Below are 13,288 nucleotides of genomic sequence, written 5' to 3' on the forward strand. Positions count from 1 at the left end.
CATGTCCAAGGGCAACGTGGGGCGTCTCGTAAGCGTAGTGGTTGCGGCTCTCGCGGCGTTGGGTCTGGCGGCATCCTCCCAGGCTCAGCAGAAGAAGATCAAGATCGGCGTCGTCTATGACCTGACCGGTCCGTTTGCCGGCGGCGGGTCGGAACTCCAGTACGACGGCGCCAAGATCATGATCGACTACTTCGTCAAGCGGGGTGGCGTCGAGGGCTATCAGATCGAGCCGATCTATGCCGACGCCCAGAGCAAGCCCGACGTGGCGATCAACGAGGCAGTGCGGCTGGTCGAGCAGGAGAAGGTCGACATGCTGCTCGGCTTCTACTCCTCCGCGCAGTGCGTACCGACGGCGGCGAAGGTGGAGCAGCTCAAGAAGTTCATGTGGATCACCACGTGCATCTCGAGCGCCGTGCTGGAGAATCGGCATCTGCACTATGTCTTCCGGCCCCAGGTCAGCGGCAATCTCTACGGCGTGGCCGCGACGGACATGATCGCCCACTACTCGAAATCGAAGCTCGGCAAGGATCCCAAGGATCTGCGCGTGGCGATCGTCCACGAGGACGGCGCCTACGGCGTCGACGTCGGCAAGGGCGATGCCGCCGGTTCCAAGAAGCACGGATTCAAAATCGTGCTGAACGAAGGCTATTCGATCACCGCTCCCGACCTGTCGTCCCTGGTCACCAAGCTCAAGCGGGCCAAGCCGGACGTGATCTTCCATACCGGCTACAACCCCGACATCACGCTGCTGCTGCGCCAGGCGCGGGAGCAGGGGCTGAAGGTCGGTGCCATCGTCGGCCAGGGTGCGGGCTACAGCGTCTACGACAAGCTCAAGGAAGGTCTGGGCAAGGACGCCAACTATCTCTTCACCATCGATCCGATCTCGATCTGGCTCACCAATCCCAAGAGCCTGGACCCGAAGCTGCCGCCGATCATCAAGCTGATCGGCGACGAGTTCGAGAAGATGAAGCCGGGAGCCTCCAAATCCGCTCATATCGGCATGGCCGCCAGCAACACCTATCTCTTCTTCACGGAAGTGCTGCCGCGCGCGATCAAGAAATACGGCGGCATCGACGGCGAGGCGCTGCGCAAGGCGGCGCTCGACGTCGATCTTCCGGAGGGGGGCACGATGCTGGGCTTCGGCGTGAAGTTCGCGCCGCAGGACGATGTCCTGGCCGGCCAGAACATGCGCGCCTTTCCGGTTGTCACCCAGTACATCGACGACAAGGCCTACGTGGTGTGGCCGGAGAGCCAGCAGCAGCGCGAACCGGTGCTGCCGCTGCCGTCCGGCACGACCTACAGCTACAAGTAGGCGGGACGGCATCCTGCGCGCGGGCGGGCCGTGCTCGTCGTCAGCAATCTGGTCAAGCGTTTCGGCGGCTTCACGGCCGTCGGCAACGTCTCGTTCAAGGTCGATCAGGGCGAGATTGTCGGCCTGATCGGCCCGAACGGCTCTGGCAAGAGCACGATCTTCAACATGCTGTCGGGCACCTTTCCGCCGTCGGCGGGCTCGATCCGCTTCGAGGGGCACGAGCTTTCCGGCCTGGCACCGCACACCATCATCAACCGCGGCATCGGACGGACCTTCCAGATCCCGCGGCCCTTTCGCCGGCTGTCGATCTTCGACAATGTCGAGCTGGCCGGCTACTTCGGCCAGAACCGGCACAGCCGGGCCAAGGCGACGGAAGCGGCCGAGCGTGCGCTGGCGCTGGTCGGCCTGCCGACCGACCGTCGCGCCGCCGTCGACGGCCTGGGCGCCGCCGGCCTGAAGAAGCTGGAGCTCGCCAAGGCGCTGGCGACCGGCCCCAAGCTGCTGCTGGCCGACGAAAGCCTGGGCGGTCTCGACGAGAAGGAGATGGACCAGGCGGCCGACATGCTGCGCCGGATCCGCGACGAGCTCGGCATCACCATCATCTGGGTCGAGCACATCATGGGCGTCCTGATGCGCGTAGTCGACCGCGTCATGGTGCTCGATCACGGTGAGAAGATCGCCGAGGGACTGCCGGGCGCGGTGGCGAGCGACCCGCGGGTAATCGAAGTCTATCTCGGCACGGATGCCGAGGCGACCCAGGCCGCGGCGGCCACGAGGCATCGCTGATGGGATCGCCGATGCTCGAGCTGAAGCGGATCGATGCGGGTTACGGCAGCTTCCAGGCGCTGTTCGGGATCGATCTCGAGGTCAAGGCGGGGGAGGCGGTCGGCGTTGTCGGCCCCAACGGCGCCGGCAAGACCACCTTGATGCGGGTGATCTCGGGCCTGATCCGCCCGCGCGGCGGGTCGATCGCCATGCAAGGGGCCGATGTGCTCGCCACCGCGCCGCACCGCATCGTCGGTCTCGGCATCGCCCATGTGCCCGAGAACCGCCGCCTCTTCCCCGGCCTCACCGTCGAGGACAACCTCAGGATGGGCGCCTTCATGCGCGAGGCGCGCGCCAAGCACGACCGGCGGCTGGAGTTCGTGTTCGACCTGTTCCCGCGCATGAAGGAGCGCCGCCATCAGCTCGCCGGCACGATGTCGGGCGGCGAGCAGCAGATGTGTGCCATCGGCCGCGCGTTGATGAGCGACCCCAAGCTCCTGCTGCTCGACGAGCCGTCGGCCGGCCTCGCGCCGGTCGTGGTGCAGCAGGTGTTCGAGCTGGTGAAGCGCATCCGCGCGAGCGGGCTCACCGTGCTGATCGTCGAGCAAAACGTGCAGCAGGTGCTGAAGGTCGTCGACCGGGCCTACCTGCTGGAGGCGGGCACGATCCGGATCTCCGGCAGCGCCGCCGACCTGCTGCGAAGCGACACCATCAAGCAGGCGTATCTCGGTGTGTAGCTCGACCCACATTCCCGCCCGGAATGGGTGTCATCCCGAGCGACAGCGAGGGATCTTTGATCGACGCCACGAAAGATCCCTCACTTCGTTCGGGATGACACGAATGGGTGCCTGGTGATGCAGGACTTCCTCGATATCTTCGACATCTACCTGCTCGAGGCGGTGCTGAACGGCATCCTGCTGGGCGGTGTTCTGGCGCTGCTGGCGCTCGGTCTGAACCTGGTGTTCGGCGTGATCGACGTCATCTGGATCTGCTACGCCGAGCTGATCATGATCGGCATGTACGGCATGTACTATCTCGTCGCCGCTTTCGACGTGTCCTACTGGCTTGCCGCGCCCTTGTGCATCCTGCTGGTCGCCGCGCTGGGGGCAGCCCTGCACCTCCTGGTGATCGAGCCGCTGCTCTCGGCGCCGCCGATCAACCAGTTGCTGGCCACCGGCGGCGTGCTGTTCTTCCTGCAGAGCTTCGCCACCGTCGCCTTCGGCATCGACTTCCGCAACATCGGCATCCAGCTTCCGGTGCTGGGCATCGGCGAGATGCATTTCAGCTACGCCCGGCTGCTCGCCTTCGTCGCCGCCCTGGTCGGCATGGTCGCCGTCTACGTCTTCATGAAGAAGAGCTACGTCGGCACCGCGATCCGCGCCATCGCCCAGGATCGCCAGATCATGATCCTGATGGGCGTGGACACGCGCCGCATCTACCTGATCACCTCGGCGCTCGGCGGCGCGCTGGCCGGCCTCGCGGCCTGTCTCCTGGTTCTACTCTATGACGTGCATCCCTTCATCGGCCTCTCGATCGGGCCGATCACCTTCCTGATCTGCGTCCTGGGCGGCCTCGGCAATTTCATCGGCGGCTTCGTCGCGGCCTTCGTGTTCGCCGAGATCATCTCGCTGGGCGGGCTCTTCTCCGACCTGGAGTGGGGCTACGTGCTGGCCTTCGGCTTCTTCATCCTGATGATGTTCGTCAGGCCGCGCGGCCTGCTGGCGAGGCGGTCGTGAGCGCCCGGTACGGCGCCTGGCCGGCGGCGGCCGTGATCCTCGCGGCCCTGCCGTTCGTCCATCGCGATCCCTATCACCTCCACATCATGGTGCTGATCCTGATCTGGTCGTTCGCCTACACGTCGTGGTCGATGATGGGCCGGTTCGGTCTCACGTCGCTCGGCCACGGCGGCTTCATGGGCGTCGGCGCCTATGTGACGGCCCTGCTGTGGAACCATCTCGGCGTCTCGCCCTGGCTCGGCATTCCGATCGCCCTCGTGTGCGCCGGGGTGCTCGCGCTGGTCGTCGCCTATCCCTGCTTCCGCTTCCGCATCACCGGCCACTATTTCGCACTGGTGACCTTGGCGCTGTCGGGCATCGTCCTGCAGGTGATCACCGCCGCGCGCGACTATACCGGCGGGTCGCTGGGCTACACGCCGCAGGCCGCGACCGGCAGCAAGCTCGTCGCCCTGCAGTCGAGCGACAAGACGGTCTGGTACTTCGCCGCGCTGGCGGTCTGGGCAGCCGGCCTGCTGATCTGGTTCTGGGTCGACCGCAGCATGGCGCGCCACGCCCTGGAGGCGATCTCCGAGGACGAGGACGCCGCCGCCGCCGCGGGCGTCAACGTCACGGCCGAGAAGCTCAAGATCACCGTGCTGAGCGCGCTGATGACGGCGCTCGCCGGCGCCGTCTACTGTCAATATCAGATGTTCATCTCGCCCGACACGGTGAGTGGCATCGCGGTATCGCTGCAGATGGTGTTCGCGGCCGTGGTGGGTGGGCTCTATGTGGCGCTCGGGCCGACGGTCGGCGCCGTCATCACGATCCTGCTGGCGGAGGTGCTGCGGATCGGCTTCGGCACCAAGGCGGTCGGCTGGGACAACCTGATCTACGGCGCCCTGCTGGTGGCGTTCATCATCTTCCTGCCCAAGGGCATCTTGGGGAGCCTCCTCGAGCGGTTCAGGGCGCGGCCGGGCGGCGCCGCAGCGTCGCGATCGCAAGCGGCGCCGCTCGGCCGCGCACCGTGAGCGTCGGCAGCGGCTCGGCCGCGAGATCGGTCGGCACCGTCGCGCGTTCCAGCAGATCGGCCGACGCCAGGACGTCGTGGCCCAGCGCCTTGGTCGCGTCGAGCAGCCGAGCGGCGACATTCAGCGTGTCGCCGACATAGGCGATCTCGCGCCGTACATCGCCGATTTCGCCGGCGACGATCTCGCCCCAATGCAGGGAGGCGCGGAACTGGGGCACGACGCCGAACCGCTTCCTGTACTGCTCGCCGTTGGCGGCAATCATGTCCTGGGCGATGAAAGGGCAGGCCACACAGTCGCCGCCGGCGATGGCGTCGTTGCCCGACCACGTCAGGATCGCCTCGTCGCCGACATACTTGTGGATCTCCGCGCTGCATTCGAGAGCGGCATCCGCGACATCGCGAAAGAAGGCATTGAGCAGTTCATGGAAGCGGATCGGCCCCAACCGTTCGGCCAGGCCGGTGGAATCCTTCATGTCGATCAGGACGAAGGCGCGCTGCTCGCGGCGCGGATGCACGTAGCGACCGGTCAACAGATTCTTGAGCGTGCCGAAGCCCAAAAGGCTGCCCATTTCGAACACGAGATTGGCGAGAATGGCCATTGCGATGGAGAACACCACCGAGGATCGGAAGGTGTCGTTGAAGACCTCGGGTATGTCGTCGACCAGCAGTCGTACGATCACGAGCCCGCCGATGATCACGACGATGTAGAAGAGGACCCTGAAGCCGAAATAGACCAGCAGCGGCTGACGTCGCAGGCGTCGCAGCAGGCGAAGGCGCTGGCCCTTGACCTCGAAAAGCAGGATTGGCGTCGCAATGACCAGCGAGTTGACGACGCCCATGATGGCGGAATGTGGCGTCGGATCGCCGACGGAATAACCGAAATAGGCGCTGATCGCGGCAAATGCGACGCTGAGCCAGAGAATGATCCGCCATTCGCGACGGCTGCGGCCGGATCTCATGCGTCAGGGCGGCGCTCCAGGGCCCGCCGAAAAGTGTCGTGATCGACATTGCCGCCTGAGCAGACAACCGCGACGGCGCGGCCGCTCACCGGCAGCTTCCCGGCAAGCGCGGCCGCCAGCGCCACCGCGCCGCCCGGCTCGACGACGAGCTTGAATTCGCGAAAGGCGACCTCCATGGCGTCGAGCACCTCGTCGTCGGTGACCACCAGGCCCGGTCCCAGCAGCTTCCGCGCCAGGGGGAAGGTGACATCGCCCGGTTCGGGGGCGAGCAGGGCATCGCAGATCGAGCCCGAGAGCCTGGCGTTGCGCTGCTTGCGGCCGACGGCCAGCGAGCGCGCCATGTCGTCGAAGCCCGCCGGCTCGCCCGCATGGACCGTGGTCGAGGGGCTGAGGCCCTTGACGCCGAGCGCCACGCCGGTGGCGAGCCCGCCGCCGGAACAGGGGGCGGCAACGGCGTCGAGCGTGACGCCCAGCTTCTTGGCCTGCTCGGCGAGTTCCAGACCCGCCGTGCCCTGACCGACGAGGATCCAGGGATGATCGTAGGGCGGCACGACCGTGGCGCCGGCTTTCCGGGCGATGCCGAGCCCGATCTCCTCGCGGCTCTCTTTCACGCGGTCGTAGAGCACGATCTCGGCACCGCTCGCGCGGGTGTTCGCGACCTTGAGCGCCGGTGCGTCGGCTGGCATGACGATGGTCGCCTTGACGCCCATCAGCCGCGCCGCCTCGGCCAGGCCCTGCGCGTGGTTACCCGACGACCAGCCGACCACGCCCTTCCTGCGATCGGAGTCGCTCATGCAGGCCAGGAAATTGTAGGCCCCCCTGATCTTGAAGGAGCCGGTCCGCTGCAGGCACTCGGCCTTGACGAACAGCCGCCCTCCCAGTCGTGCATTGACGCGCTGGCTCTCGAGAAGCGGGGTGCGGACGACGATGCCCTCCAGACGCCGCCCGGCGGCCTGGACATCGGCGAAGGTCGGGGACGAGGACATCAGGCGATACCGAGAAGGGAAGGGAGCCGGGAGAGATCCTTGATCTGCGCCGCCAGCCGGCCCGGCAGGCCGTCGTCGGGGGCGTTCATGCGATTCACCCACACCGTGCGGAAGCCGAAGTGGGCGGCGCCATGCGCGTCCCAGCAATTCGACGAAAGGAAGCAGACCTTGTCGGGCGCGACGCCGAGCCGCGCCTCGACCAGTCGATAGACCCGGGGATCGGGCTTGAAGACACCGACGGCGTCCACGCTCAGGACCACCTCGAACCGGTCGGCGAGACCCGATGCCCGCACCATCGGATCGAGCATCTCGGGATTGCCGTTGGACAGGATCGCCAGCCGCCTTCCCGCGCCCTTCAGCCTGTCGAGCGCGGCCGGCACCTCGGGAAAGGGCGCCAGCGCCAGATAGGCCGACAGGAGCTTTTCGCGCACGTCCGATGCAGCGATCCCCTGCGCCACCAGGCAATGATCCAGGGCCTCGCCCGTCACCTGCCAGAACTTGTCGTAGGCGCCCATGCTGTTGCGCAGCCAGGTGTACTGGATCTGCTTGTCGCGCCACATTCCAGTCAGCGCCTCCGCCTTGGCGCCGATCGCAGCGCGGTGACGGGCGACCGCCGAGTTGAAGTCGTAGAGCGTGCCGTAGGCGTCGAATACGCAGAGTTCGATGCCGTTCATATCCGTGCCCATGAATTGCTCCCGGCCGTCGATGCCCGTAGGCTGTCCGGCATGTTCGTCGCCATCGTTCAGATCCCCATGACCAAGCGTTCGCGCGAGGCCGCGGTCGAAGCGGCGCGCAAATCGGCGCCGACCTATAGCGCGCTCGGCGCCAAGGGGCTTCTGCGAAAATACTACATCAATGGCGAGGCCGGCGGCGGCGGGGTCTATCTCTGGGAGTCCGAGGCCGCCGCGCGCGCCTGGTACACGCCGGACTGGGAGAAGCGGATGGAGGCCCGGTTCGGCGCGAAACCCACCGTCACCTACTACGACAGCCATGTCGTGGTGGACAACGAAGCGGGAAAGGTCCGGGTCGAAGGAGAGCGCTGATGCAACGCCGCCGGCTGGGACGCACGAACCTCGACATATCCCTGCTGGGCTTCGGCGCAGGCGCGGTCGGCGGCCTGATGACCAAAGGCGCGGCGCTGGATCAGGAGCGGGCCATCACGCGTGCCGTCGAGCTCGGCATCAACTACGTCGACACCGCACCGCTCTACGGCAACGGCGAGTCCGAGCGCAATCTGGGGCGCGTGCTGAACGCTCTGAAGCCGGACATCGTGCTCGGCACCAAGGTACGGCTGAAGGCGGCGGATCGCACGCGGATCGGCGACTTCATCGTGCAATCCATGGATGAGAGCCTGCAGCGGCTGGGCCGCGACCATGTCGACCTGTTCCAGCTTCACAACCCGCTTGTGGCGGCCGACGGCGACGATCGGCTGGCGGTCGACGTCGCGCTTGCCGAGGTGGTGCCGGCGATGCAGCGCGTGCAGAAGGCGGGCAAGACGCGCTTCATCGGCCTGAGCGGCGTCGGCGAGACGCCTGCGCTGCTGAGGGCCATCGAGTCGGGCGCCTTCGACACGATGCAGGTCGTCTACAATGTCCTCAATCCCAGCGCCGGCGGGCCGATGCCGCGCGGCGCGCCCGGCCAGGACTATGCGCACCTGCTGGATCGCAGCCGTGCGATGGACATGGGAACGATCGTGATCCGCGCCCTGGCGGGTGGGGCGCTGGCGGGAACAACCGAGCGGCATCCGCTCGCCATGCAGGACGTGGCGCCGATCGGGTCGGCGCCGAGCTTCGTCGCCGACGTCGCCCGTGCCAAGGCGCTCGAGCCTCTCGTGAAGCAGGGCGTTGCCAGCAGCCTGACGGAACTCGCGCTCCGCTTCGTGATCGCCAACCCCGACGTGACGACGATGCTGGTCGGCTACTCGACCCTCGATCAGCTCGAGCAGGCCGCCGCCGCGGTGAACAAGGGCCCGCTGCCGGAGGAGACCCTGTTGCGACTCCGGACGTAGCAACGCACTCAATGATCCCTCGCTACGCTCGGGATAGACATGGAATCTCGGGATAGACATGGAATCTGGTGTCCTCCCGAGCCGAAGGCGAGGGATCCCTCGTGTCAGGACCGGCCCATCGCCGGCTCGAGCATCTTGAAGGAGCCGCTCAGCCGGTCGCGATAGACGCCCACGCTCTCCATGATGCGCTGCACGTAGTTGCGGGTCTCGCGCAGCGGGATCATCTCGATCCAGTCGACCATGTCGATCTTGCCGCCGCGCGGATCGCCGATGGTCTGCAGCCAGCGCGCCACGCGGTTGGGCCCGGCATTGTAAGCGGCAAGCGCCAGTTCGTAGGAGCCGCCGAAGCGCTGCAGCATCTCGGCAAGATACTGGCTGCCGAGCGCGACATTGTAGGCCGGATCGGCTGTCAGCTTGGATTGCACGAAGGGCAGGCCGAGGCGGCCGGCGACATCGCGCGCCGTGCCGGGCATGAGCTGCATCAGGCCGAGCGCGCCGGACGGCGAGACCGCGGCCGAATTGAAGGCGCTCTCCTGTCGGGTCACCGCGAGCGCCAGCGCCCGCTCGATCGAACCCGTGGCGCCGAGATCGACGACGGGGAACGAGGTGTCGAACAACGTGACGCCGCTTGCCGTGGCGTGACGCGCGATCGTGAGCGCGACATCCGGCCGCTTCAGCTCGACCGCCAGGTTGGCCAGCAGCAGCGTCTCGCCCGGGCCTCTGACGGCCTGTGCGAGCTTCAGCAGGAAGGGTCGCGTGCGCTCCGAGTAGCCGGACTGCCCGATGTAGCGCGCCACCGTCACCAGCTCGCGCCCGGACAGGGCCTGCAGGTCGGTCTGCGACGCCACGGGGTCGGTCGGCAGGCGCGCGGCGCCGCCGGGCAGCTTGCGGGCGGCGAGCTGGCCGTAGAACGTCTGGCCGTAGTCGGCGGCGCGCGCGTACCACTGGCGCGCCTCCCTGCCGCGGCCGGAGGCCTCGTAGGCCCGGCCGAGCCAGTAGGCGGCGCGGCTCTTGGAGATGTCCGTCGACACGCCGTCGTAAAGCGTCTGGAAATGCTTCAGCGCCTCGGCCGGCTTCCTGAGATGGCGTAGCGCAATCCAGCCGGCGAGGAACTCCGCCTCGGCGAAGGCCACACCCTTCGCCTGGCCGTGCTGACTCGCGATCGCATAGGCATCGGCTGCCCGGCCGGCCGCCAGGAGATCGCGCGCGATCTGCTGACGCTCGTTCCACCAGGCATCGCTCTGGTTCGAGTCCTGGGCCAGCAGCGCCCGAGCCTGGTCGAGCTTGCCGGTGCGTCGCAGCCAGGAGAGCTGCTCGAGGCGGATGGTCGGATCGGCGAGCTTGGCCGCTGGCACGCCGCGCAGGATGGTGACGGCGTCGGCGGCGCGCGTGGCCATCGCCAGCCGAGCCTCCGCCACGGGCCGATAGTCCGGCGGCAGCTTCGACAGGAGATCACGCGCGATCTGCGGCCGGTTCTCGCGCAGGATGCGGTCGAAGCGCGCGATCTGGTCCTCGCCCGACAGATACTGGCCGTAGCGATCGAGGAACTCGGTCTCGTCCGAAGGCTTGAAGGTCGCCGTTCGCCAGCTCTCGCGTGCGAGGCGCGGCACGTCCTGGGGGCTGACGGCGCTCGCTGCCTCGAGCCGACGCAGGGTGCCGGCGCTGGTGAGCGGCGGGAAGGCGGTGAAATAGCGCCAGACGTCGTCGGGCGGCGTCTCGGCCGTGATGCGGTCCTCCGCGCGGCGGCGCAGCACTTCGGGCTCGGGCCAGTCCGGGTGGTCGCGCAGGAAGCGCCAGGTGGAGGCGAAATCGGCCTCGGTCTTGGGCGCGGCCCGCAACACCGACCAGTCGACGATCTCCGCGAGAAGGGCGTTCTTGAAATTGGCGACGGCAGGACGCGCATCGGCATAGCGTCCCTCGTCGATGGCCTTGAAGGCGACGGCCAGCGCGGCCGCCTCGGCTTCGGTGAGCGGCTTGCTGGGAGCGATCGCCTGGGCCATCTCGCTGGATGCTGCCGGCGGCAGGACGCTATGGCCGGCGCCGCCGCTGACAATCGGGATTTCCGCTGTCTTCGGGGCGGTCGGCCGCGCCGGTCGGCTCGCACCGCCGCCAGTCGAGGGAACGTAGCGGACGCCTGTGTCGGACGATCCCGATCCCGTGGAATTCCCGCTCTCGCCGCGCAAGATGGTGACGCCGGCGTGCTGGGCGTAGACGGAACCGCCGGCGAGGCCCGCCAGCACCAGGAGAATGGAAGATCGGGGAACTTTCACGCTAGGAATCGTAGGCAGGTCGTTGCGGCATCACAATGGCAAGTTGCTCACCTTGCCGCGTCCCACAGTGAAGCATAGACTAGAGACTTCCCTGAAATTCGGAGGAAAGCCATGTTCGCCGGATCGCTCGTCGCGTTGATCACCCCGTTCAAGAACGGGTCGGTCGACGAAAAGGGATTCGAGAAGTTCGTGACCTGGCAGATCAAGGAAGGCACGGATGGACTGGTACCGTGCGGCACGACGGGCGAATCGCCGACCCTTTCCTATGACGAGCACAAGCGCGTCATCGACATCTGCATCCAGACCGCCAGGGGCAGCGGCGTGCCGGTGATCGCCGGTACCGGATCGAACTCGACCGAGGAGGCGATCGATCTCACCAGGCATGCCAAGGAGGCCGGCGCCGATGCCGCCATGCTGGTCGTGCCGTACTACAACAAGCCGACCCAGGAGGGCATGTACCAGCACTTCAAGGCGGTGGCTGAGGCGGTCGACATCCCGATCCTCCTCTACAACGTGCCGCCGCGCACCGGCTGCGACCTGCAGGTCGACACGGTCGTGCGCCTGTCGCAGATACGGAACATCGTCGGCATCAAGGATGCGAGCTACGACATGGCCCGCCCGACGCTTACCCGGTTGCGCGCCCGGAAGGGCTTCGTCCAGCTATCCGGAGAGGACGCGAGCGCCATGGGCTTCATGGCCCAGGGTGGCGATGGCTGCATCTCCGTCACGGCGAATGTCGCGCCGCGCCTCTGCGGCGACATGCACGACGCCTGGAAGGCGCGCGACCTCGACAAAGTGTTCGAGATCCAGGACCGGCTGATGCCCCTGCACAAGGCGCTGTTCGTGGAGACGAGCCCGGCTCCGGTGAAATACGCCTGCGAGCTGATCGGCCAGGCCAGCGCCCGGCTTCGGCTGCCGCTGGTCGAATGCACCGACGCCACCAAGAAGCAGGTGCGCGACGCGATGGTGCATGCCGGCCTGATCAACTAGTCGCGCCCAACCAGGCGACGGGCGGGTTCCCTTGGCGAAGAAACCGGAGCTGGGTCACACCGTGGTGGCCCAGAACCGCAAGGCGCGGCACAACTACTTCATCGAGGAGACGATGGAGGCAGGGTTGGCGCTGACCGGGACCGAGGTCAAGTCGCTGCGCGGCGGCCGCTCGAACATCGCCGAGTCCTACGTCACCGAGCGCGGCGGCGAGGCCTGGCTCGTCAACGCCCACATCCCCGAGTACACCGCCGGGAACCGCTTCAATCACGAGCCGCGCCGGCCGCGCAAGCTGTTGCTGCATCGCAAGCAGATCAACCGTCTGATCGGCGCCATCCAGCGCGAGGGCCGGACGGTCGTGCCGCTGCAGGTCTATTTCAACCCGCGCGGCCGGGCCAAGATCGAGATCGCGCTGGTCACCGGCAAGCAGGCGCACGACAAGCGCCAGGCGATCAAGGAGCGCGACTGGAAGCGCCAGCGGGCGCGGCTCTTGAGCCGCGGCTAGGAGGATCATCATGAGCACCGTCCTGATCACCGGCGCCGCGCGCGGCCTCGGCCTCGACTTCACCAGACGATATGCCGCCAAGGGTTGGAAGGTGCTGGCTTGCGCGCGCAAGCCGGAAGCGCTCGAGGCCGTCAAAGGGGATATCCATCATCACCCGCTCGACGTCACGGACTACAAGGCGGTGAAGACCCTGGCGAAGAGGCTGTCGGGCGAGGCGATCGACGTGCTGATCTGCAATGCCGGCATCAGCGGCGAGCGCGGCGATGCCGCCCAGACGCTGGGCTCGCTGGATCCCGAGCTGTGGCGCAAGGTCTTCGAGGTAAACGCGCTCGCGCCGCTGATGATGGCGGAGGCCTTCGCCGACCATGTGGCGCGCTCGCAGCAGCGCAAGCTGATCGCCATCACCAGCATCCTGGGCAGCATCGCGAAGAACGACGGCGGTCGCTACATCTATCGCGCCAGCAAGACGGCCCTGAACATGGAATGGAGCTGCCTCGCCAGGGATCTCGCCGGCAGGGGCGTGATCTGCGTCGCCCTGCATCCCGGCTGGGTGCAGACCGACATGGGCGGGCCGAGCGCGACGCTCACCATCGAGCAGAGCGTGCCCGGCATGATCAAGGTGATCGACGGCCTGAGGCCGGCCGACAACGGCCGCTACCTGCAGTACGACGGCACGGAGCTGCCATGGTGAGAGGATCTCCGTCATCCCGCTTGTCTCGCCGTGTCATCTCGAGCGACAGCGAGGGCTGACACT

Annotated in this window: 14 protein-coding genes; 10 read left to right on the plus strand and 4 right to left on the minus strand. The window is 67.2% G+C overall.

The features are described from left to right. Position 1: 1 nt before the first annotated feature. From OJF58_RS21530 to OJF58_RS21550, 5 genes are all read left to right on the plus strand, one after another. Positions 2–1,312, plus strand: a complete 1,311-nt coding sequence (locus tag OJF58_RS21530) for an ABC transporter substrate-binding protein (RefSeq protein ID WP_300779814.1) — start codon at positions 2–4, stop codon at positions 1,310–1,312. Between the two features lie 30 nt (positions 1,313–1,342). Continuing rightward, positions 1,343–2,098: an ABC transporter ATP-binding protein gene (locus tag OJF58_RS21535; RefSeq protein WP_300779815.1), complete on the plus strand. Its 756-nt coding sequence runs from the start codon at positions 1,343–1,345 to the stop codon at positions 2,096–2,098. A gap of 11 nt (positions 2,099–2,109) precedes the next feature. Then, positions 2,110–2,814, plus strand: a complete 705-nt coding sequence (locus OJF58_RS21540; RefSeq protein WP_300785348.1) for an ABC transporter ATP-binding protein — start codon at positions 2,110–2,112, stop codon at positions 2,812–2,814. 117 nt (positions 2,815–2,931) lie between these two features. Beyond that, positions 2,932–3,813, plus strand: coding sequence for a branched-chain amino acid ABC transporter permease (locus tag OJF58_RS21545; protein WP_300785349.1), 882 nt, complete (start codon positions 2,932–2,934; stop codon positions 3,811–3,813). Positions 3,814–3,899: 86 nt separating this feature from the next. Continuing rightward, complete coding sequence (locus OJF58_RS21550; protein ID WP_300785350.1) at positions 3,900–4,820, plus strand: branched-chain amino acid ABC transporter permease; 921 nt, start codon at positions 3,900–3,902, stop codon at positions 4,818–4,820. On the opposite strand, the gene OJF58_RS21555 is transcribed toward OJF58_RS21550, so the two are convergent. Genes OJF58_RS21555 through OJF58_RS21565 form a run of 3 tightly spaced genes read right to left on the minus strand, consistent with a single transcriptional unit; the run spans position 4,753 to position 7,450 of the window. Further along, complete coding sequence (locus OJF58_RS21555; RefSeq protein ID WP_300779816.1) at positions 4,753–5,778, minus strand: adenylate/guanylate cyclase domain-containing protein; 1,026 nt, start codon at positions 5,776–5,778, stop codon at positions 4,753–4,755. The two genes, OJF58_RS21550 and OJF58_RS21555, sit on opposite strands and share 68 nt — an antisense overlap. Further along, positions 5,775–6,764 (minus strand): threonine/serine dehydratase, encoded by a 990-nt coding sequence (locus OJF58_RS21560; RefSeq protein WP_300779817.1) that lies wholly within the window; start codon positions 6,762–6,764, stop codon positions 5,775–5,777. Before OJF58_RS21560 ends, OJF58_RS21555 begins: the two co-directional genes overlap by 4 nt. Continuing rightward, a complete protein-coding gene (locus OJF58_RS21565) occupies positions 6,764–7,450 on the minus strand; it encodes a haloacid dehalogenase type II (RefSeq protein WP_300779818.1) in 687 nt (228 codons plus the stop codon). The genes OJF58_RS21560 and OJF58_RS21565 overlap by 1 nt, the downstream gene beginning before the upstream one ends. 39 nt (positions 7,451–7,489) lie before the next feature. Here OJF58_RS21565 and OJF58_RS21570 point away from each other — a divergent pair, with 39 nt between their 5' ends. Beyond that, positions 7,490–7,807 carry a monooxygenase gene (locus OJF58_RS21570; protein ID WP_300779819.1) on the plus strand — a complete coding sequence of 106 codons (318 nt, stop codon included), beginning with the start codon at positions 7,490–7,492 and terminating at the stop codon, positions 7,805–7,807. Continuing rightward, positions 7,807–8,772 carry an aldo/keto reductase gene (locus tag OJF58_RS21575; RefSeq protein WP_300779820.1) on the plus strand — a complete coding sequence of 322 codons (966 nt, stop codon included), beginning with the start codon at positions 7,807–7,809 and terminating at the stop codon, positions 8,770–8,772. The genes OJF58_RS21570 and OJF58_RS21575 overlap by 1 nt, the downstream gene beginning before the upstream one ends. Before the next feature lie 104 nt (positions 8,773–8,876). Here the strand turns inward: OJF58_RS21575 and OJF58_RS21580 are convergent, their stop codons facing one another. Further along, on the minus strand, positions 8,877–11,042 hold the full coding sequence (locus OJF58_RS21580) for a lytic transglycosylase domain-containing protein (protein WP_300779821.1): 2,166 nt from the start codon (positions 11,040–11,042) through the stop codon (positions 8,877–8,879). 111 nt (positions 11,043–11,153) lie between these two features. Between OJF58_RS21580 and dapA the strand changes: the two genes are divergently transcribed. From dapA to OJF58_RS21595, 3 genes are read left to right on the plus strand one after another with little or no spacing between them, the layout of a single operon-like run. Continuing rightward, the gene (gene dapA / locus OJF58_RS21585; RefSeq protein ID WP_300779822.1) at positions 11,154–12,032 is read left to right on the plus strand and encodes a 4-hydroxy-tetrahydrodipicolinate synthase; all 879 of its coding nucleotides are present in this window, start codon (positions 11,154–11,156) and stop codon (positions 12,030–12,032) included. Between the two features lie 31 nt (positions 12,033–12,063). Then, the gene (smpB, locus tag OJF58_RS21590) at positions 12,064–12,534 is read left to right on the plus strand and encodes an SsrA-binding protein SmpB (protein WP_300779823.1); all 471 of its coding nucleotides are present in this window, start codon (positions 12,064–12,066) and stop codon (positions 12,532–12,534) included. Positions 12,535–12,544: 10 nt separating this feature from the next. Continuing rightward, a complete protein-coding gene (locus OJF58_RS21595) occupies positions 12,545–13,225 on the plus strand; it encodes an SDR family oxidoreductase (protein ID WP_300779825.1) in 681 nt (226 codons plus the stop codon). Positions 13,226–13,288 lie beyond the last annotated feature (63 nt).

Source organism: Enhydrobacter sp., assembly GCF_030246845.1.
Taxonomy (GTDB): Bacteria; Pseudomonadota; Alphaproteobacteria; order Reyranellales; family Reyranellaceae; genus Reyranella.

Excerpts from the sequence above, each read along its gene's own strand:
- OJF58_RS21570 (WP_300779819.1), top strand. The coding sequence starts at position 7,490 with ATGTTCGTCGCCATCGTTCAGATCCCCATGACCAAGCGTTCGCGCGAG.
- OJF58_RS21575 (WP_300779820.1), top strand. The coding sequence starts at position 7,807 with ATGCAACGCCGCCGGCTGGGACGCACGAACCTCGACATATCCCTGCTG.
- OJF58_RS21555 (WP_300779816.1), bottom strand. The coding sequence starts at position 5,778 with ATGAGATCCGGCCGCAGCCGTCGCGAATGGCGGATCATTCTCTGGCTC.
- OJF58_RS21540 (WP_300785348.1), top strand. The coding sequence starts at position 2,110 with ATGCTCGAGCTGAAGCGGATCGATGCGGGTTACGGCAGCTTCCAGGCG.
- OJF58_RS21565 (WP_300779818.1), bottom strand. The coding sequence starts at position 7,450 with ATGGGCACGGATATGAACGGCATCGAACTCTGCGTATTCGACGCCTAC.
- OJF58_RS21560 (WP_300779817.1), bottom strand. The coding sequence starts at position 6,764 with ATGTCCTCGTCCCCGACCTTCGCCGATGTCCAGGCCGCCGGGCGGCGT.
- OJF58_RS21545 (WP_300785349.1), top strand. The coding sequence starts at position 2,932 with ATGCAGGACTTCCTCGATATCTTCGACATCTACCTGCTCGAGGCGGTG.
- OJF58_RS21595 (WP_300779825.1), top strand. The coding sequence starts at position 12,545 with ATGAGCACCGTCCTGATCACCGGCGCCGCGCGCGGCCTCGGCCTCGAC.
- OJF58_RS21530 (WP_300779814.1), top strand. The coding sequence starts at position 2 with ATGTCCAAGGGCAACGTGGGGCGTCTCGTAAGCGTAGTGGTTGCGGCT.
- dapA (WP_300779822.1), top strand. The coding sequence starts at position 11,154 with ATGTTCGCCGGATCGCTCGTCGCGTTGATCACCCCGTTCAAGAACGGG.
- OJF58_RS21550 (WP_300785350.1), top strand. The coding sequence starts at position 3,900 with ATGGTGCTGATCCTGATCTGGTCGTTCGCCTACACGTCGTGGTCGATG.